This is a genomic window from Dolosigranulum pigrum ATCC 51524 (assembly GCF_000245815.1).
In the GTDB taxonomy this organism is placed as follows: domain Bacteria; phylum Bacillota; class Bacilli; order Lactobacillales; family Carnobacteriaceae_A; genus Dolosigranulum; species Dolosigranulum pigrum.
Window position 1 is genome coordinate 115,037 of sequence record NZ_JH601104.1, and the last position, 22,387, is coordinate 137,423.

Genomic DNA, 22,387 nt, shown 5'->3' on the forward strand with positions numbered 1-22,387 from the left:
TCAAATTTATTAAGATTGTATAAATGCTTGCTAAACACATCTTGTCTAACCGAACACACTTTAAACACAAAAAAGAGGCTAACGCCCCTTTCTTGGTAGAACTATGATTTAATTATTCGTCTTTCTTAAACTTCTTCACGCCAGCTCCAGCTAGCAACGAGCTTGCTCCGACAAGACCAAGAACCCATGAAGCAGTAGCAGTATCTGGTAATCGCTCACCTTGTTTTTCTTGTTGTCTATCTTGATTTGCTTGGCTGACAGCTGATAGATCATCAGTTGTCGGTTGAGTTCGTTCAACAATGTCTTCCGCTAATTGCTTTTCTTTTGCTGACTCTTTCGGTTGAATTGATTGATCAATTTTACCTCTTATTATAGCATCCATCGCAAGTTTTTCATTTAATGTAACTGCTTGGCGAATAATTGTTTCAATAGCAGGCACATTTTCTGCCTGTTGTATAGCTATTCGATAAGTAGCTATAACGTCTTCATTTAAACTTGGCAGTGTCGCAATAGATGTTATTGCGTTATTTTTTTCAACTTGAAGTAATGCTTGTAGTTGATGATGTGGAAATACCGGTTTTTCATGAGTGACTGCTTTATGATGATTCACTCCACCTTCAAATGCTGGTTGATCCGGACGAATGAGACTTTCACCTTTTCCTGTCTCTATCTTCGAATCATCAGGTGATTTATTATCTTCATCAGTTGTATCAGTAATTTCCCCAGTTGATTGATTGTCATCTATTTCTGGTTGCTTAGGCTGTTCTGGCTGTTCTGCCGCTTGACCTGATCCACTTTCTTCAATAGATGGTGGTGTAGGGACTTCTGTTTGATTTGCTTTTAATTTAAATACATAGGTCAGAATTGCTTCCTTTTCCGATGCTACAAAAGTGACATCTACACGTTGATATTCCTTACCGCCACGTTCAATAACTTCCGGCAAGTATTGATCATACACTTCGCGAGCCTGTTCCGCTGAGGTCCAAACATCAGAATCTTTGCGGTCATAGACAACTTGTTCCCCATCGAAGTCAGCGATAAGTTTGAAGTAGTCTTTAATAACGTTCTTAGATTCTTCTGATTTCTCTGAAGTGGCAGGTGTTAATTTAGCTGCTTTTGTTCCGATTTCTACAACTTGATCAACTTTCTCTTGAACTACCGTTTCTGTTATTTTACGGTCTAACTCTTCACCTTGGAAGGTAATAACGACTGTCTTGATTTCTTTTTTACCCACAATACCTGCAACTTTTGTTCGTCTTTCTCCTACTAGTAAATTTGGATTCTCTTCTTCAATTATCTCAAATGGAACATCAACTGTATTGAGATTCTCTGTGGTGGAAGTTGTTCCATAATTATACGTGTACACTCCATTTTCTATCTCTTCTAAATTAAGATTTACATCTGGACGCACACGATATTTAGTAGCATCTTTATATGGTGCTAGTTCATCTGAAGATTCAATTTCAGTAATATCTTTAAATTTGCGCTTTGTTTCAACTACTTTTTCCCCATCAACATAGACAATTAGTTTAGCTGGACGTTCTTCAGGTAGGATATAACTATTTGTAGAATAGTCACTATTCATCATGAACTTCTGATGTTCCTCAAATAATCTACCCATCTCTAGTAAGTATTTATCATTACCATACGCTGCTTGGAACATAATTCCCATCGGCAACCGATCATTGGTTATATCCGTTGGTAATGTAATCGCAGGAGAGCCAGCTAGGTTTGAAAGGACGGCATAAGGTGACTTTTCTCGGCCAGGTAACCATTGTTGATAAAGTAGATCTAACTTTTCCTCTGAACTCAGTTGGCTCATATCTTTCATCTGTTGTTGTAATTCTTCTGGAGCCGCTACATAGTCTGCTTCAGGTGCTGGCCATGCATTAGTCGGTGTTAGGAATAATGGGTATTGTTTATGAAACTCTGTCATAGCATTACTAATTTTTTGTCGTGTTTCATTAGCTTTCTGGATATCTTCTGATGTTAGAGTATCTCTTGTTTGAGCTAGCGCCCACATTAGTGGATCATATTCACTCTGATCATATTTATCTGATTTTGGTGCTGCTGTCACCAGGTATGTGATAAATGTTTTTATTGTCTCTTCTCCACTGACTGGATAATCTACTTCCTTAGTGTTGTACCCTAACTCATTTAAGAAAGCTACAGCATCTTCTACTGCTCGCTTAGCATCTAAACTAATTTCTCCTCCTAAAGGTGATTGTGTGGTATAAGCGATCGTTGGCTTATCCCGTTCCAATGATATGTCATTTTCTTCGATATCATTTTTTAATAGGAATTCATAGATTTTTATGAGATCTTCCATATCTTTCGTCATTACGAAGTCACTTCTGATCCCTTTCTTACGATCCCACTTAAGTTGTCCCACACTTGGGTGCATCCCAATAACACCTGTCCACGATGCAGGAACTCGCGTAGAACCTCCTCCATCAACAGTTGTAGCAACAGGAACTTGCCCTGAAGCAACAGCCACTGCTGATCCCCCTGAGGAGCCTCCTGGATTATGTGCTGTATTCCATGGATTACGTGTTACACCATACAATCCTGAATGTGTCACATGATTCAAACTACCCTGTGGATAAGTTGTTACACCAATTGCAATGTATCCTGCTCGTTCCAGATTACCGATTTGTGTTGAATTTAATGGTTGGATATAATCTTTTCGGGATTTGTACCCTAACGAGTTAGGAACGCCTTTAAATACATGATTAATACCTTTCGCTAAAATTGGAATACCAAAGAATGGCTGCCCTGTATCTTTCAATCTGTCTGCCTTTTTGTATGCGTCCTCTTTAGGAATTAGAGCAATAACATTATTTAACTTAGCATTTGTTTCTTCAATAATTTCATAGGCTAAATCAATCAAGTGTTTTGTTGTTACCTTATTCGCTCTAACAAGCCGTGTTAAGTGACTAGCAGAAGATTGACGATAGTAAGTTTTATTCATCGTTTTAGCATCTTTTACAATTTTATCAGCAGCTTCTCTAGAAGTAGCTTGTAAAATTTGATCATTAAAGCTGAGTTTCTCTTCTGTTGAGAGAAGTCCTAATTTCTCAATTTCATCAAGTGCATCCGTATGATAAGGTAATTTATAATTATTTGTGGAGTAGTCACTATTCATCATAAATTGACCACCCTGTTCAAATAGTTCACCTAATTGTAATAAAAATTTATCCATGTTTCGCTCAGTGTGGAACATAACTCCCATAGGTAAACGATCTTCTGTTACATACGTAGGTAAGCTAATAGAAGGTTTGCCTGTTAAATTAGATAATTGGGTATACGGTGTTTTTTCCCAAGCTGGTAGCCACTGATCATAAATAAGTTTTAAGCGTTCTTCTTTACTTAAACTACTCATATCTTCCATAAGAGGTTTTAATTCATCTGGAATATGATGATAGTCTGCTTCTGGAGCAGGCCAAGCATTTGTTGGTGTCAAGAAGATTGGATACTTTTTATGAAATTCTGTCATTTGTTCAGCAATTGTGTGAGCATGTTCCCAAGCTGCTTTTTTATCATCTGGATCTAGTGTTAATCCCAACTGATTTAGTCCCCAAGTGAGCAATTCGACTTGATCTCTCTTTATACGCGGGCTACCAAAACTACTACCAGCAATTGTATAGTATTGCTCCATTAATTTTTTCCCATCAACTGGATAGTCAACCTCTTCCGTTGTAAAACCATATTCTTCTAAAAACTTCACAGCATCTTCTACTGCTTTTATGGCATCTGCACTAATACGTGTGCCTGCTGGTGTTTTGGTTGTGTAGGCAATTGTCGGCTTATCACGCTCTAACGAGACATCTTCTAATTCAACATCATTTTTTAAAGCAAATTCGTGAAAAGCTGCTAAATCCTCCATGTTTTTCATTAAAGCAAAATGACTAGTTTGATTATTTTCACTGTTACCATCCCATTTCATCGTGTTACGCGATGGATGCATTCCAATTAAACCACTCCATGACGCTGGAATTCGTGTAGAACCACCTGCGTCGCTAGAGGAGGCAATCGGAACTTGTCCAGCAGCTACACCAGCTGCTGATCCGCCAGAAGAGCCTCCGGGGTTGTGAGCTGGGTTCCACGGGTTACGTGTATTACCATATAAATCAGAATTGGTTACGTTAATCAGTCCCCATTGAGGAAAAGTAGTGGTTCCAATTCCAATAAAGCCCGCTTCTTGCATTAATTTCGCACGACGAGCATCACGCCTTGCTAAATTATCTTTTTGACTAACTAAGCCATTCGAATTCGGCGTGCCTTCTAATGCATGTCCGAGTCCTTTAAATAACATTGGTACGCCATAGAACGGTTGACCGGTATCTTTTAATTCTCGCGCTTTTTTAAGAGCCTCTTCTTTTGTAAGTGCCACTATATTGTTTAATTGTGGATCAGTCTCTGCAATGATCTCATACGCCATATTCACTAATGCTTCTGGGGTGGTCTTGCCTTCACGAACCCAGCGTGACATCTCGCGTGCACCTGCTTGACGATAAATTTCTTTCGTTAATTGGAAGGGTTTCTCGTTATTGGTTCCTGATTCAGCTTTGATTGCTGTTTCTGGCTCAACTTCTACTTCATCTTCTACCTCAGAATTTACTCCAGCTACAGCTTCAACATCTGGTATTGTTTCTGAAGTATTCCCCGCAGTGTTTTCGCCTTTATTCTCTTCAATAATTTCTGCTGATTTATCTACTGGAACCTCTTCTGAAACTTCTTCCTCTTTTTCTGCAACGACGGGTCTTTCTTCTTGGGCTACCTTAGCCGCTTCAGCAACAATTGCATCGTGTTCTCGCAATTCAGCAGCTAATGATCTAACCGATTCTGTCTCTTCGATCGGAGCATAGTCAGGTGTCTCCTCACTATCAGCACCTGTTTCGTCTACTGCAGAAAAATCCGCTCCCGCAACATGACTTTCTCCCGACTGGTTCACTACAGCTTGGGCAGCGGGCTCTCCACTTGGCTCTTCCGCTGCTTGCACAGTTTCATTCAACAATAATCCCGCTGCTGATAAAGTCGCTGCTGATACACTTAATATAATTCGTTTCTTCAATCCATACATTCGTGATTGCTCTTTCATAAAAGTCCTCCTTATATTCTTCGCTATCTCTACCGACATATTATAACACCTTCAACGACAACTCCCTAATTTAGTCCCAACTTTTAGAAACTAAAATGTATTTAATCATGTGCATCATTTAACTATTTTTAATGAAAACAGACAAGTAGACGTTTCTCTAAACCCGTGCAGTTATTCACATAGCAGTTGATGTATACAACTTTGTGTTTATAATAATTATGTCAGCCGATGTATTTATCTGAAAACAAAAGAACATTCCGTTGAATTATCGATGTAAGCACTATATACTAATATTAACTAAGGAGGAATGATTATGGTAAACAAACCTAATGTTGCATTAACAATTGCCGGTAATGATGCCAGTGGAGGAGCTGGAATTGGGGCTGATCTGAAAACTTTTGCTGAATATGGCACATTCGGTATTGCTACACTCACTGTGATTGCTTCAATGGATCCAGATACTTGGAAACACTCCGTATCACCGATTGATGTGACCGTTGTCCAAGAACAACTCGATACCGCACTGTCCGTTGATAAAGGAATCGACGCCTTCAAGACTGGAATGCTTCCAACATTTGAACAAATTGAACTCATTGAGTCTTACATTAAAGAACATCAACTGACGAATTTTGTCTTAGATCCGGTCATGGTGTGCAAAGGGGACGATGAAGTCTTAAATCCTGAATTAGCAAAAGGACTGCGCGATCGCCTCACACCACTAGCTACTGTAGTAACACCGAACTTATTCGAAGCAGGACAACTGGCTGATATGCCTGAACCAACAACAGTGGACGAGATGAAAGAAGCAGCTAAGCGCATTGTCGAGTTAGGCGCTCAAACCGTTGTTATCAAAGGTGGTCGAGGTATTACTGATGAAGTAGCCATTGATATCTTTTATGATGGCCAGGAATTCACTATACTTGAAGCTGAAAAAATTAAAGAGGCCTCCAACCACGGAGCAGGATGTACTTTTGCTGCGGCTGTAACAGCTGGCTTAGCGAATGGTCTAAGTCCAAAAGAGGCCGTCATCAAGGCAAAAGATTTCACCCATGCCGGTATTCAATATGGCTTTAAATATAATCGACATGTTGCACCTGTTTTCCATAGTGCGAAGCGATTAGACGCTGAATAAATCTTATATTTGAAACCAAGCAGTGACTCCAAGTAAGGAAGCACTGCTTTTTTATATTGATGGGATATTTTCTCTACTAAGAAATCATGCTATAATAAAGATAACGCTAACGAAGGAGAGTGAAGACTATGGAACTCTATATGATCTCCGATGACCGATCCATCCAAAACCAAATACTGGTTAAAAATGATCAAAATCATGATGTTTTCTTAATCATCGGACGTTGGGGCCAGCTCAATGACACACTCTCACTGTATACTGCAACCGGGCGCTGCCTTATTCGAATCACTCAACAGACCTTATCATTCTTTCCCACCTTCCAACTAACGATTAATCAGCAATCAGCGGGAAAAATCAAAAAATATCCCGGTTTTTTGGGAATAGGCACTCCTTATTATATAGTCAAAAAATTTAATTGGGTTGCTTCCGGTGATTTTAAAACTCAACATTACACGGTTACGTGTGGTTCTCAACTTATTATGACGGTCGATAAAGCACTCACGTCCGCGGGGGAATGTTCCTTACTCTCCATTGAAAAAGCCCATCATGCACCGCTATGTTGTATATTAGCCGTCATTATTGAACACTACGTCGTTAACAAAAACAATAAACACCTTCCGGCACATCGAAACACTTTACAAGAGGCAAACTGTTAATAAAGCCCTAATCGCTTTACACATTGTAAAACGACTAGGGCTTTTTATTCAGCTTCCATTAAGAAAAATTAGATGAGTTAGTAACCCATCAATTCACTGACGGTGACCATTTCGAATCCTTGACTGTCCAAGTAATCCAAAATAAGTGCAGACGCGTCAATGGTTTCTGGATGAATATCATGCATTAAGATAATATCTCCATCTTGTACTTTTGAGCGAACTTCTTCAAAAACACTTTGAGCATTTCGTGTACGCCAATCTTGCGTATCAATTGACCATAAGATAGCGGGCTTGCCAATTGCTTCATCGACTTCCATTGTACGCTCGCCATATGGTGGACGATAGTGCTTAGTTCCTTTACCTACTGCTTTTTTAATACTTTCTTCTGCCTTGGCAATTGATTCAGCGGCTCCTGCTGGTCCTAAACTTGGCAAGACCGGGTGTCCCCAGGAGTGGTTACCAATCTCATGACCGGCTTTGTGCACGCGTTGTGCCATTTCAGGATTATATTCGACCACATCACCTAACATGTAGAAAGTTGCTTTCGCATTATGTTGCTCTAGCATCTTCAATAATCGTCCCGTCGTCTCTTCCCCACCAGGACCATCATCATACGTTAACGCTACTCGCTTCTTACCATCTGTTGAAGCGGGTCCACGGGTTACCGGTGTCCAAGGTTGATCTCCCTGTGCGTAGGCAACTTCTGGGGTTAATTCTGGTAGATCAAGATATTCTCGCCACTCATCGTTAATTGAAACATTCAACTCTTCCCACGACAACTCAACTGTATAGGTTTCTGCTGTTGCTTGAGTGGATGCAACTTGCTCGGCATCGAAGGTTAGTGCAATTCCTGCTTTATTTACTGCCATGTAAGGCAATAGCGTCTCAATAGTAGGGAAATCCTGGGTAAATTTATCTAGTTTGACATCTTCACCATGTTCACTTGCGAGGGCTTCCTTAACGAGATCAACTAGTGACTTCGCGTTATCTTTATTGTTTGCAACTGATTCTTCGTTGGTCGTCGTATCTTCATCAGTGGCTACCGTTTCATCTGTTTCATTTTTAGTTCCAAATATATCAGCTAATGGACTAACTGATTCCGCCTCCACATCTACTAGCAGAACTTGTGAAGCTCGGTTAGCTAATGTATCGTCATTGTATATCATAGCTTCCAATGTAATCGCATAGACTGAATCATTAACGGCTTCAACTTCATAGTCTAATTGATAGAACGGTCGCGGCTCAGCAACCGGTTCTTTACTATCCAGTTGCTGTCTTTCCATCTCTTCATTATACTTTTCAGCAAAAGGTTGACGCAATTCAGTCATCGCACTCGAAATTGCTTCATCAATCGCTGCTACATTAAATTGAGGAGCTGTCTCAACCATGTGAAATGTTTTCCCAGTCTGAACATTGACCGTTTCTTCAAATTCATCACTACCGTTACTAGTTGCGAATGAATCCACTTGTACAGTCGATGCTGGCTCAGACGCAAATTGTGGGAACCACTTCTCAACAACTCCTTGTTCTGTCGCCCAGAATGCACCAATTGCTACAACAACTAGACTTACTAGCCAGAGTAACCCATAGCCTACTCCTTTAAAAAAACGTTTCATCGTTTTTTTCACTCACTTTCTTTATTAGTTAACTATTTTACGTAGTCTTTTACAGTCTCTATAATATTTGTTTAAAGTCACCCTAAAAGTTACTTCTATCATACACCAAAAAATAATTTAATCCAAATAATTCCTAGTTTATAATGAACGCTGCATATGATCGTATAAATGACCTTCTAGTGTCACTTCTGCAATTGGCTTAAATCCTAGTTTCTCGTAGGCTTTTCGTGCTTTTTCATTCGCCTTGTCGCAGTTCAGTCCAATGCGAGCATGACCATGATTACGCGCACGATCCATCGCGGCTTCAATCAACTCGGAACCGATACCGCGACGCTGGAAGTCCGGAGACACTACAATTGAATCCAGATACCATTCATTGAAGGTCTCTCGTTCATCGAATTGATCTAAATTATCAATCCCATATTTTTGTTCGAGCTCATGGTATACCTCATGATTTTCCTGAAAGCCCCCCACATATCCACAAACAAAGCCAACAACCTCATCATCAATCACCTTGACTAAAATATGGCGAAAGTTCATCTTCATTTCTGGATGTCGGCCCACTTCAACCAACGCTTCCTTCAATGTCGCCCAGTCATTATTGGCCAACATCGAGTGTTCCATATCATTCATAATAATTTTATTCAATTCAATAATGCGCGGCAAATCCGCGGCTGTTGCTTCTCTAATCATTGTATCTCCTCCTATAAACTAGTTATAATCATTTAATGTCTCTTTAATTCGGTGGGCAACCTGTTCGGGAATACCCAGCTGACGAATATCATCCACGCTAGCTTCCTTTAGACGACGCATAGATTTAAAATGACGGAGCACTTTCGTTCGTGTCTTCTGGCCGACACCTTTAATATCGTCCAACTCTGAGGTGAAACTATTCTTACTGCGCACATTGCGATGAAAACTAATCGCAAAGCGGTGCACCTCATCCTGAATACGTTGCACGAGATGAAATGCTTGACTGCGTGGGGAAAGATCCACTACTTCTAGCCCCGGTCCAAAAATCAAACCCGCTGTCTGGTGTTTCTCATCCTTCACCATCCCAGCAACGGGCAAGTCTAGCCCCAGCTCGTGCACTAACACCTCACGAGCAGCGCCAACTTGCACCTTGCCACCATCCATCAGCACCAAATCGGGCAGAGCCTTCTCTTCCTTCAGCAACCGACTGTACCGACGCCGGATAACCTCCCGCGTCGTCGCTGCTTCATCGGCACCATCCACTGTCTTTATTTTATATTTGCGGTACCCGGACTTATTCGCTTTCCCATCTTTGAAACTGACCATCGCCGAGACTGGATTTGTCCCCTGAATATTGGAATGATCAAATGCTTCAATCACTTCTAAGTACCCTAAGCCTAATGCATCCGAGAGCTCTTCGATCGCGCCGGTCGTCTTCTGTTGTTTCATCGCAATCAAGCGGAACTTGTCTAAGAGCGACAACTTCGCATTCTTATACGCCATCTCGAGCATCTCTTTTTTCGCACCACGTTGAGGAATATGCACTTTGGGGTGCCCCGGTAATGTCTCGGCCAACAATTCCGTATCAACAAGCGGTGGCACATAGATTTCTTTCGGTACTCGGTTTTGTTTATCCTGATAATACTGAACAATATAGCTCAATAATTCCTCTTGTGGCTCACTATGACAAGGAAACATCGCTACATCCCGCTTAATTAACGTAGCCTGACGCACGAAGAACACCTGGATCGAAATCCATCCCTTGTCCATATAGAAGTTAAAGAAATCACGTGGGGTGAAATCCCCCGAAATGATAGCCTGCTTCTCAACGGTCTGTTCAATATACGAGATTTGATCGCGAAACTCCGCCGCTGCTTCATAATTCATCTCATCTGAAGCCGTCTGCATCCGCTCCTGCAAGTCTTGCTTAATCTCAGAAACATTGCCATTCAGGAACGATCTTATCTTAGCAATCTGTGCGCGATACTCCGCTTCTGACACCTCTCTAACGCATGAACCGATACATTGATCCATATGATAATAGAGGCAAGCACGATTTTGACGCTTGGGACAGCGCCGCAAGGGATACGTCTTATGTAAAATTTGTTGGACTTGCATTGCCGCTCCCACATTCGGATATGGTCCAAAATATTGTCCCCCATCATCTTCATATTCACTGGCAATGATTAATTGCGGATCTTCTTCATTCGTAATTTTTAAGTAAGGATACGTCGTGCCAAACTTCAGCAAAATGTTATATGGCGGTTTATGCTTTTGGATCAGTGATACTTCTAAGAGGAGGGCTTCTTTATCAGACGACGTAATAATCGTCTCAAAATCCCGAATCTCACTCACTAATCGAGCGGTCTTCCCTGTATGCGAACTTTTGAAATACGATCGCACCCGATTGCGCAGCACTTTCGCCTTCCCAATATAGAGAATCTCACCCGCTTCATCCTTCATTAAGTACACGCCTGGCTCCTTGGGCAACACCTTCAACTTTTGCTCAATATGTTCACTCGCCATCAACATCCCTCCTTCTAGCACTTCTGAAATGATTGCACACTATCTGATACTAACTTCCTCATATCTTAATCCTTATTCCACCATTATTATTGTATTTATTTTCACATTTATTTTTTCCTAAAAGAGATCGTTACGCCCTGAATCGTACGCTAATACAGTAGATTGCGCTATTGGATTATTTTTCCCGAGTGGGCGCTCTTCTCTTAAATACGCTTGGGCTTACTAGTCACTTACTTCATTTTATAATGTCATCTACTAAAAGTCAATTTCATTGAATGACACCCAACTTGTTCATAGAGCTATCATAGTTAGCATCAATAAGTATCGAGTAGAACGCTACCGTTAGTGGCTAGTTTTCTACTCGATTGTTATTATATTCACCTTATTTACGATACATTTTAATTTGGAGATAGAGATCATTATAGATCTCCAGCCATTCTGTACCTAAATTTTCATAGATTTCCAGTTCTTTAAAGACATCATCTGTCAGATAGAGCGCCTGATTTTCTTTCACTTCATCAGGTAATAATGCTTTTGCGGTGTTATTCGGCGTCGCATAACCAATATATTCGGCATTTTGCGCAGCATTTTCTGGTCGATTCATAAAGTTGAGAAACGCATAGGCTTCTTCTTCATGAACCATATTCTTCAGTAAGACTAAGTTATCAAACCAAAGATTCGATCCTTCTGAAGGGACGATGTAATGTAAATCTTCATTCCCGTCCATCATCTCACTCGCCTCACCTGAGAAGGTCACTCCAATCGCCGCGTCTCCACGAATCATGTAATCTTTCATCTCATCAGCTACAATTGCTTTAATATTTGGTGTTAATTGTTGAAGAGTTTCTTCCGCTTCATGCAAGTGATCGATATTCTTAGAATTCACACTATAGCCTAATGTAGTTAAGCCTATCCCCATGACTTCACGTGCTCCATCAACCAACATTATACTATTTTCATATTCTGGTCGCCATAAGTCTTCCCAATGCATCGGCACTTGATCTACTAGCTGTTCATTGTACACAATACCAACCGTTCCCCATAAATATGGGATCGAATAATCATTTTTCGGATCAAAACTTTTATCTAAAAACTCTTCCCCAATATGTTCCATTCCGATTAGCTTTGACTTGTCTAGTTTAGCTAAGAGATCATCTTTAATCATCTTGTCAATCATATAATCACTCGGAACAGCAATATCGTATGAGGTGCCGCCTTGCTTGATTTTAGTGTACATTGCTTCATTAGAATCGAATGTTTCGTATTGGATCTCAATGCCCGTTTCTTCAGTGAATTTTTTGAGCAGATCAGGATCTATATAATCGCCCCAGTTATAGATAACTAATTTATCAGACCGAGAATCAGATTCTGAATTTTTTTGTAAGATAATTGAACCGCTCATTAAAATCACAATAATACCTAAAATACCTATTAAGAATGAATAGAGCTTACGCATGTTGATCCTCCTTGTCCTGAGAAATATAATAATAACCAATGACTAACAAGATAGAAAAGAGAAAAACAAGCGTAGACAACGCGTTAATGTCCAACGAAATTCCTCGGCGAGCTCGGGAATAAATTTCAACAGATAGTGTCGTAAATCCATTACCGGTTAAGAAGAAGGTCACGGAAAAATCATCCAATGAATACGTAAACGCCATGAAATAACCGGCAATAATTCCCGGTGTTAGATAGGGCAAGATGACTTCTTTGAGGACCTGGAATTCATTGGCTCCTAAATCATAAGCCGCATCAACCATTGCCTGATTCATCTCCTTCAAGCGAGGCAACACCATCAACACAACGATCGGAATGGAAAACGCAACATGACTCAAAAATACCGTAACCATCCCCAGTTGAAACTTCAAAAAAGTAAAAAGAATTAAAAAAGAAGCTCCAATCATGACATCTGGTGACACCATCAAGACATTATTAGTTGAGAGAAGCGCATTTTGATATTTCGGTCGGATTTGGTGAATATAAATAGCCCCAAATGTCCCAATAATCGTAGCGATCAAGGCACTGCTGAATGCTAATACAAAGGTATGTAAAAAAATAGTCATCAAGCGAGTGTCTTCGAACAATGTCTGAAAGTGCTCAAGGGTAAATCCAGTAAATCCATTCATATCTCCCCCTTGATTAAAGGAATAGAACATCAAATAAAAAATAGGTAGGTATAATAGAGCAAAGACGAATACTAAATACAGCCTGGCAAATTTTTTCATTTATTCTTCTCCTTTGTTAGCGACATAATGATAATCATCGTTAAAATTAAAACAACCCCAATTGTTGAGCCCATTCCCCAGTTCTGCGTCGTTAAAAAATGCTGTTCAATAGCTGTCCCTAACGTAATGACGCGGTTCCCTCCAATTAAGCGAGTGAGCATAAAGAGACTTAAACTGGGAATAAACACCGACTGCACACCTGCTCTTACGCCATTTAGAGAAAGTGGAAAAATCACAGTAGTGAACGCTTGAAACTCAGTTGCTCCAAGGTCACGACTCGCATTAATAACGTTATGATCAATATCATCCAACGCATTAAAGATAGGCAATATCATAAACGGCAACTCAATATAAGCCGCTACAAAAATAAACGCAAAATCAGTAAAGAGAATTTGCTGCGGACCGATGCCGATGAACGACAAGAAACTATTGATGCCACCCTGTTGGCCAAAAATCCCCATAAATGCATAAGCTTTTAATAACAAATTAACCCAGGTTGGCAAAACAATCAGCATGATCCACAATTGCTTATGTTTCAACTGTGTTAAAAAAAGAGCGGTAGGATACGAAATAACTAGCGTAGCCAAGGTAATAATTCCGGCATATAGCACGGACGAAAAACTCATCCGCAAATACGTCCACGAACTAAAAAAGGTTTTGTAGTTCGCTGAGGTCACTTGTCCATGAATATCAAAAAAAGATTGATAAAACAAGAGAATGACTGGTGCTATCACAAACAATAGAATCCAAAGAATATACGGAACCGAAAAAAAGCTCGATCTATTCTTCATGGCGCTCCTCCTTCTCAGCATTAATTACTTCATCTTCCTGTTCATCCACTCCGACGTACTCTTCAATCCGCGCATCAAAATCTGCTTCTGTTTCATCCAGACGCATAATATGGAGATCTTCTGGTCCAAAGTTTAAGCCAATGATGTCTCCTTCCGTCGCCTTACGCGTAGAATGAATCATCCATTCATTTCCCTGTTCATCATACGCGATAATTTCGTAGTGTACCCCACGGAATAATTGGGTGTCAACCTTAACTTGTAATTTTCCTTCTTGTGGGGAAGTAATTTGGAGATCTTCCGGCCGAATGACCACCTCAACGGGTTCATTGGGATACATCCCACCATCAACCGCTTCGAATTCTTTCCCATTGAAGGACACTAGATAATCTTCAATCATCGTTCCATCAATAATATTTGACTCTCCGATAAAATCAGCCACAAAATGGTTAATCGGCTCATCATAAATATCAACCGGTGTTCCCGATTGAACGATTTCGCCTTCATTCATGACAAAAATCCAATCACTCATAGCCAATGCTTCTTCTTGATCATGCGTCACAAAGACAAAAGTAATGCCTAATCGTTGTTGTAATTCTCGCAATTCATACTGCATATCTGTTCGTAATTTTAAATCAAGTGCTGAGAGTGGTTCATCAAGTAAGACAACTCGTGGCTCATTAATAATCGCTCGCGCAATCGCAACACGTTGGCGTTGTCCACCTGATAATTTTTGAATTGCACGTTTTTCAAATCCTTCAAGTCGGACCATTTTTAGCGTGTCTTTTACCCGTCTAGCAATTTCTTCCTTATCCACTTTCTTCAACTTCAGTGCAAAAGCCACATTATCAAACACATTCATGTGCGGGAAAAGCGCATAATTTTGAAATACCGTATGAATGTCGCGCTGATGAGTAGGCAAGTCATTGATTCGCTCACCATCCAAATAGATATCCCCACTCGTTGGCTCTAAAAGTCCTACCATAATATTCAAAATAGTTGACTTCCCGGACCCAGAGGCACCCAGCAACGTATAAAACTTACCTTCTTCCAGTTCAAAGTCAATATTCTTAAGTACTTGTACATCACTATCTTCAAATGTTTTTGAAATATTATGAAATTTAATAATTGGTCCCGTCAATTGTCATCCAACCTCCATTGTCATTTCTCTGAAAAACAAGAATGAGTTCCCTGCTTGCCTATAATATGAATTATCAACATGTCTTGATTTCCTTTTCAGTATACGTTATTCTCCTACTTCTAACAAGTACTCAACGACTGATATTTTATTTTTTATCAATTTTTGTGGCCTATTATATCTCCCGTGACCGCACGCAAAATTTCTCTCTATTTAAAATACAGCAACACAAAAACCACACAACCTCTTCCGGTTTATGTGGTTCTTGATTGCTCATATGAGTTGACTATCCTTAACTAACTTGAATGGATTCTTTGGTCGTTTCTGTTTCAGAAGTTGCTTCGTCAGTAACCCGTTCGATATTCGCTCCTAACGCTTGCAATTTTTCGGTGAAGTTGTAGTATCCACGATCTAAGTGCTTCAGATTAGTGACGCGTGTAATCCCATTCGCGACTAATCCAGCAATCACAAGTGTTGATGAGGCACGCAAGTCACTGGACTGAACGCGAGCTCCTTGCAATTGGCGTCCACCGAAAATGATAGCTGACTGATCATCAATCTTGAAGTCGGCATTCATCTTACGCAATTCTTCCATATGCATGAAGCGATTCTCGAAAACTGTCTCTCGCATAATGCTCTGTCCTGGTGCCATCAACTGAGCAATCGTCATCGGAGCTTGCAAGTCAGTTGGATAACCGGGATGTGGCATCGTCTTCACATCAGTTGGCTTCAGTTTATCTGGGCCAATCACGCGAAGGCCACCTTCATCTTCAATGAATTCAACACCCATTTCGCGTAATTTTGACATTAATGGACGGTTATGGTCAGTGATACAATCCTTAATATACACATCGCCGCCCGTTACAGCAGCAGCCACCATGAATGTTCCACTCTCAATACGATCTTGAATAATCGCATGCTCGACCGATTCTAGCTTGTCAACCCCTTCGATACGGATTGTTTCCGTTCCAGCGCCTACAATTTTAGCACCCATTTGGTTCAAGAAGTTAGCTAAGTCAACAATTTCTGGTTCACGTGCTGCATTATCAATCGTAGTAGTTCCCTCTGCTCGTGTTGCTGCCATCATAATATTTTGTGTTGCTCCGACACTTGGGAAATCTAAGTAAATATCTGCTCCGCGTAAGCGACTATCCACACTTGCTTCCACATGACCGCCATCCAGCTTAATATCGACTCCCATCGCTCGGAAGCCTTTTAAATGCAAATCAATCGGACGCGTTCCAATCGCACACCCACCAGGAAGGGCGACTTTGGCATAACCTTGACGCGCTAATAGAGGACCCATCACGACGATAGATGCCCGCATTTTACTCATGTATTCGAACGGTGTGACTGGATTCAATTCAGGTGTTGCATCTAACAACATTTCATTTTTATCTTCATTAAAGTCTACTTTTAAGTTCAAATGTGTCAAGACTTCTTTCATCGTATACACATCTGATAATTTAGGGACATTGGTTAATTTACTAACTCCCTCAGTTGGCAAAATACTTGCTGCTAAAATGGGCAAGGCAGCATTTTTTGCTCCTTCAATCTTCACGGTACCTTCTAACTTATTATTGCCCCCATGTACAATAATCGTATCCATTTTGTTGCCTCCAATTTAATCATTTATCAGTCAAATCATAGTTAATTATATTTTATTTCAAGTCTCTTTATTTTAACAAGAATGAGACGCAATTTAAAGCATCTCTGTCAAGTATTTTACACCTTTTGACACGCCTATGTCAAATATTGGATGTTATGCGAAAAGAAGAGAATATCCATAAAAAATGAACTGACCAAATAACCGATCGCAATGGTTAAGAAGATGATGAGAATGCGTGCTTGCGGGATATGATGCTTCTTAATCCAGTTATCCGTACGCAATGCTTGCATCCCCCAGAAGGTAATACTAATAAATAAAACATGCGACATCACTTCCACAATCGGACGAATAGCATGAACTGACATCTTAAATCCTCCTATTCCTCATTTTGACAATTTTAATACATTTCATGAACAATTATACAAACCACTTACCAGTTTGTATAATACAACTATTTAAGCAACAATAAAGTTCAGCCGAAACTGAACTTTATTGTGTTCATTCATCTGATTATAATGTCCCGAATAAACGGTCTCCAGCATCACCTAGACCTGGTTCAATATAGGCTTTGTCATTAAGCTTTTCGTCAATCGCTGCCGTGTAGATAGCGACATCTGGATGGGCTTCATTAATCTTCTTAATACCTTCTGGAGCAGCCACTAAGACAACCAGTTTCATTTCCTTCGCGCCCCGCTTCTTCAAGGCATCAATCGCAGCAATTGCTGATCCACCCGTTGCTAACATTGGGTCAACAATTAGCAATTCACGCTCATCAATTCCTTGTGGCATCTTACAGAAGTATTCGACCGGTTCCATAGTCTCTTCGTTACGATACATTCCGATATGGCCCACACGTGCCGCTGGAATTAAATCAAGCATCCCATCCACCATACCTAACCCCGCTCTTAGAATGGGTACAATAACAACTTTTTTCCCAGCAATTGTTTTTTGCGTTGTCTTGACAAGTGGGGTTTCGATTTCGATATCTTTCAAGGGTAATTCACGCGATACTTCATAGGCCAAAAGACGCGCAATTTCGTTAACGACATCCCGAAAATCTTTTGTGCCCGTGTTTTTATCGCGAATAATAGTTAATTTGTGTTGAATGAGTGGGTGATCAATGACGTGTACATTTTCCATAAGTAATCGACTCCTTTTGTTGTTATAAGTGGTTTAACATTTACTACTAGCTTTCTCTAAGCGGTTCATATAAGCGATTCCTAAGCCCGACTTCTTATAAGCTTGGACGAGTATAATGGTCGCTTCCGTCTTGTCTAACGCGCGCAAACCGCTATAGAGCCGTTTGCTCGCTTGAGTTATATCCGATTGTGCGCCGAGCGAGTAAGTTGCTATCGCTTCAGTCTGAAACTGCGACAACACATCGTCACTAGCTAGAATACCAATTTTTTCGCCTTTTTTCAATAATTTCGCCACGGTATCAGCCCAGTCTGTCTCTACAATCCAAACTGGCTGTTCTGGCGAGTAATGTCGATACTTCATTCCAGGTGACTTCGGTGCTGCCTCCTGCTTATCGACACCAGCCATTTCGACTGCCCCAATGCATAGCCTGATTTCCTCAGCTGACACACCACCAGGACGTAAAATCGTTGGCACCTCACTCGTCAAGTCAATCACGGTGGATTCTAAGCCCACACCTGTCTCTCCCCCATCTACAACCGCTGCAATCTTCCCGGCTAAGTCATCCATCACATGTTGAGCCGTAGTCGGACTAGGTTTACCAGATGTATTTGAACTTGGCGCTGCAATCGGTCGCCCCACTTGTCTAATTAACTCCAAGGCTAGCGGGTGATCAGGCATGCGAATACCGATTGTTGCCAATCCCGCTGTCACTTCTGGAGCCACCGCTTGTCTTTTTACATTCAAGATAATCGTTAATGGTCCCGGCCAAAATTGATCCATTAATTGTTGTGCTTTTGGTGGTACATAGGTTGTCAATTCCATCAATTGACTCCTCTGAGCAATGTGGACAATCAGTGGATTATCACTCGGCCGTCCCTTTGCTTGGTAAATCCCTTGAATAGCTTGTGATGAGGTCGCATCTGCTCCTAAACCATAAACTGTCTCAGTAGGAAAAGCAACCACTTCTTCAGACTGTAGCAATTGCGCTGCTCTATCTAATTGCTCACTACTTATCCACATTGTTTCCACCTTATCCACATCTCCTTTTCCTCATGTTTATAAGTTCTCTCTAGTTATCCACAATATCCACAACCACCACTATCTATTCACGCTAAAATCCTCTTCTGACAGTGTTACATTGGTCTTTCCTGTTGTACACAACTTGTCCATAACTGTTAATAACTCTCTATTTAACGTGGACAACTCGGTCTAATCCATTAATATCCTGTTCAATATTCACAATACGATGTGGAAAACTCGCCTGCATAATCTCTTGGACGGCTTCCCCTTGTCGAAAGCCAATTTCAACAATTAACTGTCCTGATTCCGGTAACAATTGCACTGCTTGCTTAGCAAGTTGACGATACAAGGCTAAACCATTATCTGCTGCAAATAAGGCCTGCTTCGGCTCAAATTCTCGCACTGACTGATCCATATCCGCCCATTCTTCTGCCCCGATATACGGTGGATTACTCACAATCAAATCAACTTCCCAGTCCTCATTCGATTCAATAAATGGCTTCAGCAAATCCCCACAGAGAAACTGAACCTCCGCTCCCAGATTGGTCGCATTTTCCCGCGCTACTGCTAATGCTGCCTCAGAGATATCAACAGCCCAGACCGTATCTTGTGGACGCGCTAACTTATGACAAATCGCTAACACCCCTGAACCCGTCCCCACATCCACCACCGTTAGTGAACGATCAGATAGCTGTTCCACATACTGACTAAACCACGCTTCCGTCTCTGGGCGCGGAATTAATGTAGCCTCGGTGACTTTAAAGGCACAATCCATAAACCATTCATGCCCCACAATATATTGCGGTGGATAATGTGTCGCTGCTTGCTTAATATCTTGCTCAAACTGCTGACGAACACCAGCCTCCACAACTTGCTCACTCTGCCGAACAAAATCGGTCAAGGTCCAACCTAAGCGTTCGAACAATAACCACCGCGCCACAGCTTCTTCTACATTATATTGCTTCAAAAAAGAAGCTCCCCAATTGAGGAGCTCACGATATGTGATGGATTCTTTATTGGTCACGATTCAACTGCTCCAACTTCTCTGTCTGTTCCCAAATGACTAATTCATCCACAATCGGATCCAACTCGCCACCTAAAATATTATCCAGTTGTTGGATCGTTAAATTAATCCGGTGGTCGGTCACTCGACTCTGAGGGAAGTTGTACGTTCGAATACGTTCCGAACGATCCCCTGTTCCAACCGCTGAGCGACGTTCTGCATCCAATTCTGCTTGTTTTTCGCTATTTATCTTGTCATAAATTCGCGAACGCAAGACTTTCATCGCTTTTTCACGGTTCTTCAGTTGGGACCGTTCATCTTGCATCGCCACCACAATGCCTGTCGGTTCATGGGTAAGACGTACAGCTGAAGCAGTCTTGTTAACGTGCTGTCCTCCCGCACCAGATGCGTGATAAATATCGGTTCGAATATCGTTCTGATCAATATCGATCTCAACATCTTCTGCTTCTGGCATTACCACGACTGTAGCGGTTGACGTATGAATACGACCTTGTGATTCTGTCTCTGGCACCCGTTGAACCCGATGAGCCCCATTTTCGAACTTCAACTTAGCATAGACATTATCTCCCGAGATCGAGAAGATAACCTCCTTAAAACCGCCCACTCCACTTGAGTTGGCATCCATAACATCTACTTTCCATCCTTGTGAATCAGCATATTTGCTATACATCTCGAATAAATCGCGCGCAAAGAGTTGCGCCTCATCACCACCTGCTGCCCCACGAATCTCCATAATAATATCGCGTTCATCATTTTCATCTTTAGGCAACAAGAGCATCTTCAACTTCTCTTCTAACTGCTCACGTTCAGCTGTCAGTTCAGACAATTCAGCTTTTGCTAACTCATCCATCTCAGCATCTAAATCACCTTCAAAGATCATCTCTTCGGTCTCTTTAATCCCTTCCAAGACTTCTTTGTACCGTCCATATTCATGAACCGTCTCACGCAAGCTCGCTTCTTCTTTACTTAACTTCTTGAATCGCTCCGTATCCGTAATCACATCCGGATCACTCAATAAACCATTCAACTCCTCATAGCGTGCCTCTACAGCCACTAATCGGTCAAAAATATTACTCTCATTACTCACTAATAATCTTCCCTTCTTCATTCAGCGGTGGCTTATGATAATGCGCTCGACAAACTGGATAATAGGATTCATTCCCACCAATTTGAATCTGCTCCCCGTCATAAACCGGCACTCCATTAGAGAACCGTAAATTCATTGTTGCCTTCTTCCCACAGAACCAACAAATCGTCTTCATCTCTTCAATTTTTTCGGCTAATAATAATAAGTACTTCGATCCCTCGAACAATTCATTCCTGAAGTCATTCTTCAGACCGAACGCCATCACGGGCACGTTCAATTCATCGACAATCCGTGCCAGCTGATAAATGTGCGCTTTATTCAAAAATTGCGCCTCGTCCACCAAGACACACGCTGGAGTGAAATCAAGTCCGGCAATCACCTCATAAATATCTGTCTCTCGCTCAACAATATGCGCATCTCGCCGTAAACCGATACGACTGGCAATCTTCCCAATAGCCTCTCGCGTATCCAAGCCGCTCGTCAACAAATAAACTGGCTTATCCTGCTCTTCATAATTATGCGCTACTTTCAAAATCTCAATCGATTTTCCACTATTCATCGCCCCATAGCGATAATATAATTGCGCCATGCCTTCACTCCTCTCTACTCTTAAGTATATCGAAATTTCCCCTTAAAGTCTAGTTCTCCAAGTCGTTTCTCCTCTAAAAGCTCCTCACGATAATAAGTGAAACTTCGCCAATATAGGTCGCTGTAACTGCATGAAGTAATCCATCAACATCGAGAAGGCAAATAACAATACAACCGTCCCTTCTCGAATATTATTCTCAGCTCCCAGCTGAATCAACACAATCATCGCACCCACTAAGAGAATATCCGCTATTAACCGTAAATGAGCAAACCGCAACGGCACATGATCACTCAGTGCTTGACAGAGCCCTTCCAATGGGGTTGTAATCAATCGCATACTCATAATCATCCCAATATGAAAGACCAACACCACAACGCCCACTAAGAACAAGCCCCATTGTCCCATGTAACTGTCCGGCATCGTTCGAAAAACAACATAATAAAAAAAGTCAACCATTGCGCCGAACAAAAAGGTGACTGGAATCTGTAACCACTCAATCTTCGGAAAATCGCGTCCACGAACAAGTCGCTGGAGAACAAAAAAGGATAAATTCATGGCAATCATAACTGTTCCTACTGTCACACCTAAAAAATCTCCTAAACTTTTATTAAACGCATCGAAGGGACTTACCCCGATATCGGCCCGCAGAATCATCCCTATCCCGGCTGTTGCTAAAATATTGGCTGCTATTAGTATAACTAATTTCCTCGCTAAATATGATTTTTTCTTATTCATTGTACTCCTCCTCAGCCTTTCCATTATA

Annotated in this window: 18 protein-coding genes; 2 read left to right on the top strand and 16 right to left on the bottom strand. The window is 41.2% G+C overall.

Annotated elements, in window-relative coordinates; genetic code table 11:
* Positions 1–112: 112 nt before the first annotated feature.
* Positions 113–5,101, bottom strand: coding sequence for an amidase family protein (locus HMPREF9703_RS08640; protein ID WP_004636826.1), 4,989 nt, complete (start codon positions 5,099–5,101; stop codon positions 113–115).
* 313 nt (positions 5,102–5,414) lie between these two features.
* Here HMPREF9703_RS08640 and thiD point away from each other — a divergent pair, with 313 nt between their 5' ends.
* Together thiD and HMPREF9703_RS07560 are read left to right on the top strand one after the other, a co-directional pair.
* A complete protein-coding gene (gene thiD, locus HMPREF9703_RS07555) occupies positions 5,415–6,233 on the top strand; it encodes a bifunctional hydroxymethylpyrimidine kinase/phosphomethylpyrimidine kinase (RefSeq protein WP_004636827.1) in 819 nt (272 codons plus the stop codon).
* A gap of 128 nt (positions 6,234–6,361) precedes the next feature.
* Positions 6,362–6,889, top strand: a complete 528-nt coding sequence (locus HMPREF9703_RS07560) for an LURP-one-related/scramblase family protein (RefSeq protein WP_004636828.1) — start codon at positions 6,362–6,364, stop codon at positions 6,887–6,889.
* A 77-nt stretch (positions 6,890–6,966) separates the two neighbouring features.
* Here the strand turns inward: HMPREF9703_RS07560 and HMPREF9703_RS08645 are convergent, their stop codons facing one another.
* The 15 genes from HMPREF9703_RS08645 to HMPREF9703_RS07635 form a co-directional block, all read right to left on the bottom strand.
* Positions 6,967–8,505 carry a polysaccharide deacetylase family protein gene (locus tag HMPREF9703_RS08645; RefSeq protein ID WP_004636829.1) on the bottom strand — a complete coding sequence of 513 codons (1,539 nt, stop codon included), beginning with the start codon at positions 8,503–8,505 and terminating at the stop codon, positions 6,967–6,969.
* 138 nt (positions 8,506–8,643) lie between these two features.
* Positions 8,644–9,198, bottom strand: coding sequence for a GNAT family N-acetyltransferase (locus HMPREF9703_RS07570; RefSeq protein ID WP_004636830.1), 555 nt, complete (start codon positions 9,196–9,198; stop codon positions 8,644–8,646).
* Positions 9,199–9,216: 18 nt separating this feature from the next.
* Entirely contained in the window at positions 9,217–11,004 is a 1,788-nt protein-coding gene (uvrC, locus tag HMPREF9703_RS07575; protein WP_004636831.1) for an excinuclease ABC subunit UvrC, read from the bottom strand.
* Positions 11,005–11,386: 382 nt separating this feature from the next.
* Positions 11,387–12,460 carry an ABC transporter substrate-binding protein gene (locus tag HMPREF9703_RS07580; protein ID WP_004636832.1) on the bottom strand — a complete coding sequence of 358 codons (1,074 nt, stop codon included), beginning with the start codon at positions 12,458–12,460 and terminating at the stop codon, positions 11,387–11,389.
* Entirely contained in the window at positions 12,453–13,229 is a 777-nt protein-coding gene (locus HMPREF9703_RS07585) for an ABC transporter permease (RefSeq protein WP_004636833.1), read from the bottom strand. Before HMPREF9703_RS07585 ends, HMPREF9703_RS07580 begins: the two co-directional genes overlap by 8 nt.
* On the bottom strand, positions 13,226–14,020 hold the full coding sequence (locus HMPREF9703_RS07590; protein ID WP_004636834.1) for an ABC transporter permease: 795 nt from the start codon (positions 14,018–14,020) through the stop codon (positions 13,226–13,228). The genes HMPREF9703_RS07585 and HMPREF9703_RS07590 overlap by 4 nt, the downstream gene beginning before the upstream one ends.
* A complete protein-coding gene (locus HMPREF9703_RS07595) occupies positions 14,010–15,158 on the bottom strand; it encodes an ABC transporter ATP-binding protein (protein WP_004636835.1) in 1,149 nt (382 codons plus the stop codon). Before HMPREF9703_RS07595 ends, HMPREF9703_RS07590 begins: the two co-directional genes overlap by 11 nt.
* 289 nt (positions 15,159–15,447) lie before the next feature.
* The gene (gene murA, locus HMPREF9703_RS07600; RefSeq protein ID WP_004636836.1) at positions 15,448–16,764 is read right to left on the bottom strand and encodes a UDP-N-acetylglucosamine 1-carboxyvinyltransferase; all 1,317 of its coding nucleotides are present in this window, start codon (positions 16,762–16,764) and stop codon (positions 15,448–15,450) included.
* A 134-nt stretch (positions 16,765–16,898) separates the two neighbouring features.
* Positions 16,899–17,129 carry a DUF1146 family protein gene (locus HMPREF9703_RS07605; RefSeq protein WP_004636837.1) on the bottom strand — a complete coding sequence of 77 codons (231 nt, stop codon included), beginning with the start codon at positions 17,127–17,129 and terminating at the stop codon, positions 16,899–16,901.
* A gap of 145 nt (positions 17,130–17,274) precedes the next feature.
* Positions 17,275–17,904: a uracil phosphoribosyltransferase gene (gene upp, locus HMPREF9703_RS07610; protein ID WP_004636838.1), complete on the bottom strand. Its 630-nt coding sequence runs from the start codon at positions 17,902–17,904 to the stop codon at positions 17,275–17,277.
* Between the two features lie 33 nt (positions 17,905–17,937).
* Entirely contained in the window at positions 17,938–18,924 is a 987-nt protein-coding gene (locus HMPREF9703_RS07615) for an L-threonylcarbamoyladenylate synthase (protein WP_155800907.1), read from the bottom strand.
* 166 nt (positions 18,925–19,090) lie between these two features.
* Positions 19,091–19,948: a peptide chain release factor N(5)-glutamine methyltransferase gene (gene prmC / locus HMPREF9703_RS07620; protein WP_004636840.1), complete on the bottom strand. Its 858-nt coding sequence runs from the start codon at positions 19,946–19,948 to the stop codon at positions 19,091–19,093.
* The gene (prfA, locus tag HMPREF9703_RS07625) at positions 19,938–21,017 is read right to left on the bottom strand and encodes a peptide chain release factor 1 (RefSeq protein ID WP_040377115.1); all 1,080 of its coding nucleotides are present in this window, start codon (positions 21,015–21,017) and stop codon (positions 19,938–19,940) included. Before prfA ends, prmC begins: the two co-directional genes overlap by 11 nt.
* Positions 21,018–21,027: 10 nt before the next feature.
* Positions 21,028–21,624, bottom strand: a complete 597-nt coding sequence (locus HMPREF9703_RS07630) for a thymidine kinase (RefSeq protein WP_004636842.1) — start codon at positions 21,622–21,624, stop codon at positions 21,028–21,030.
* A gap of 84 nt (positions 21,625–21,708) precedes the next feature.
* The gene (locus HMPREF9703_RS07635) at positions 21,709–22,359 is read right to left on the bottom strand and encodes a YczE/YyaS/YitT family protein (RefSeq protein ID WP_004636843.1); all 651 of its coding nucleotides are present in this window, start codon (positions 22,357–22,359) and stop codon (positions 21,709–21,711) included.
* Positions 22,360–22,387: the final 28 nt, after the last annotated feature.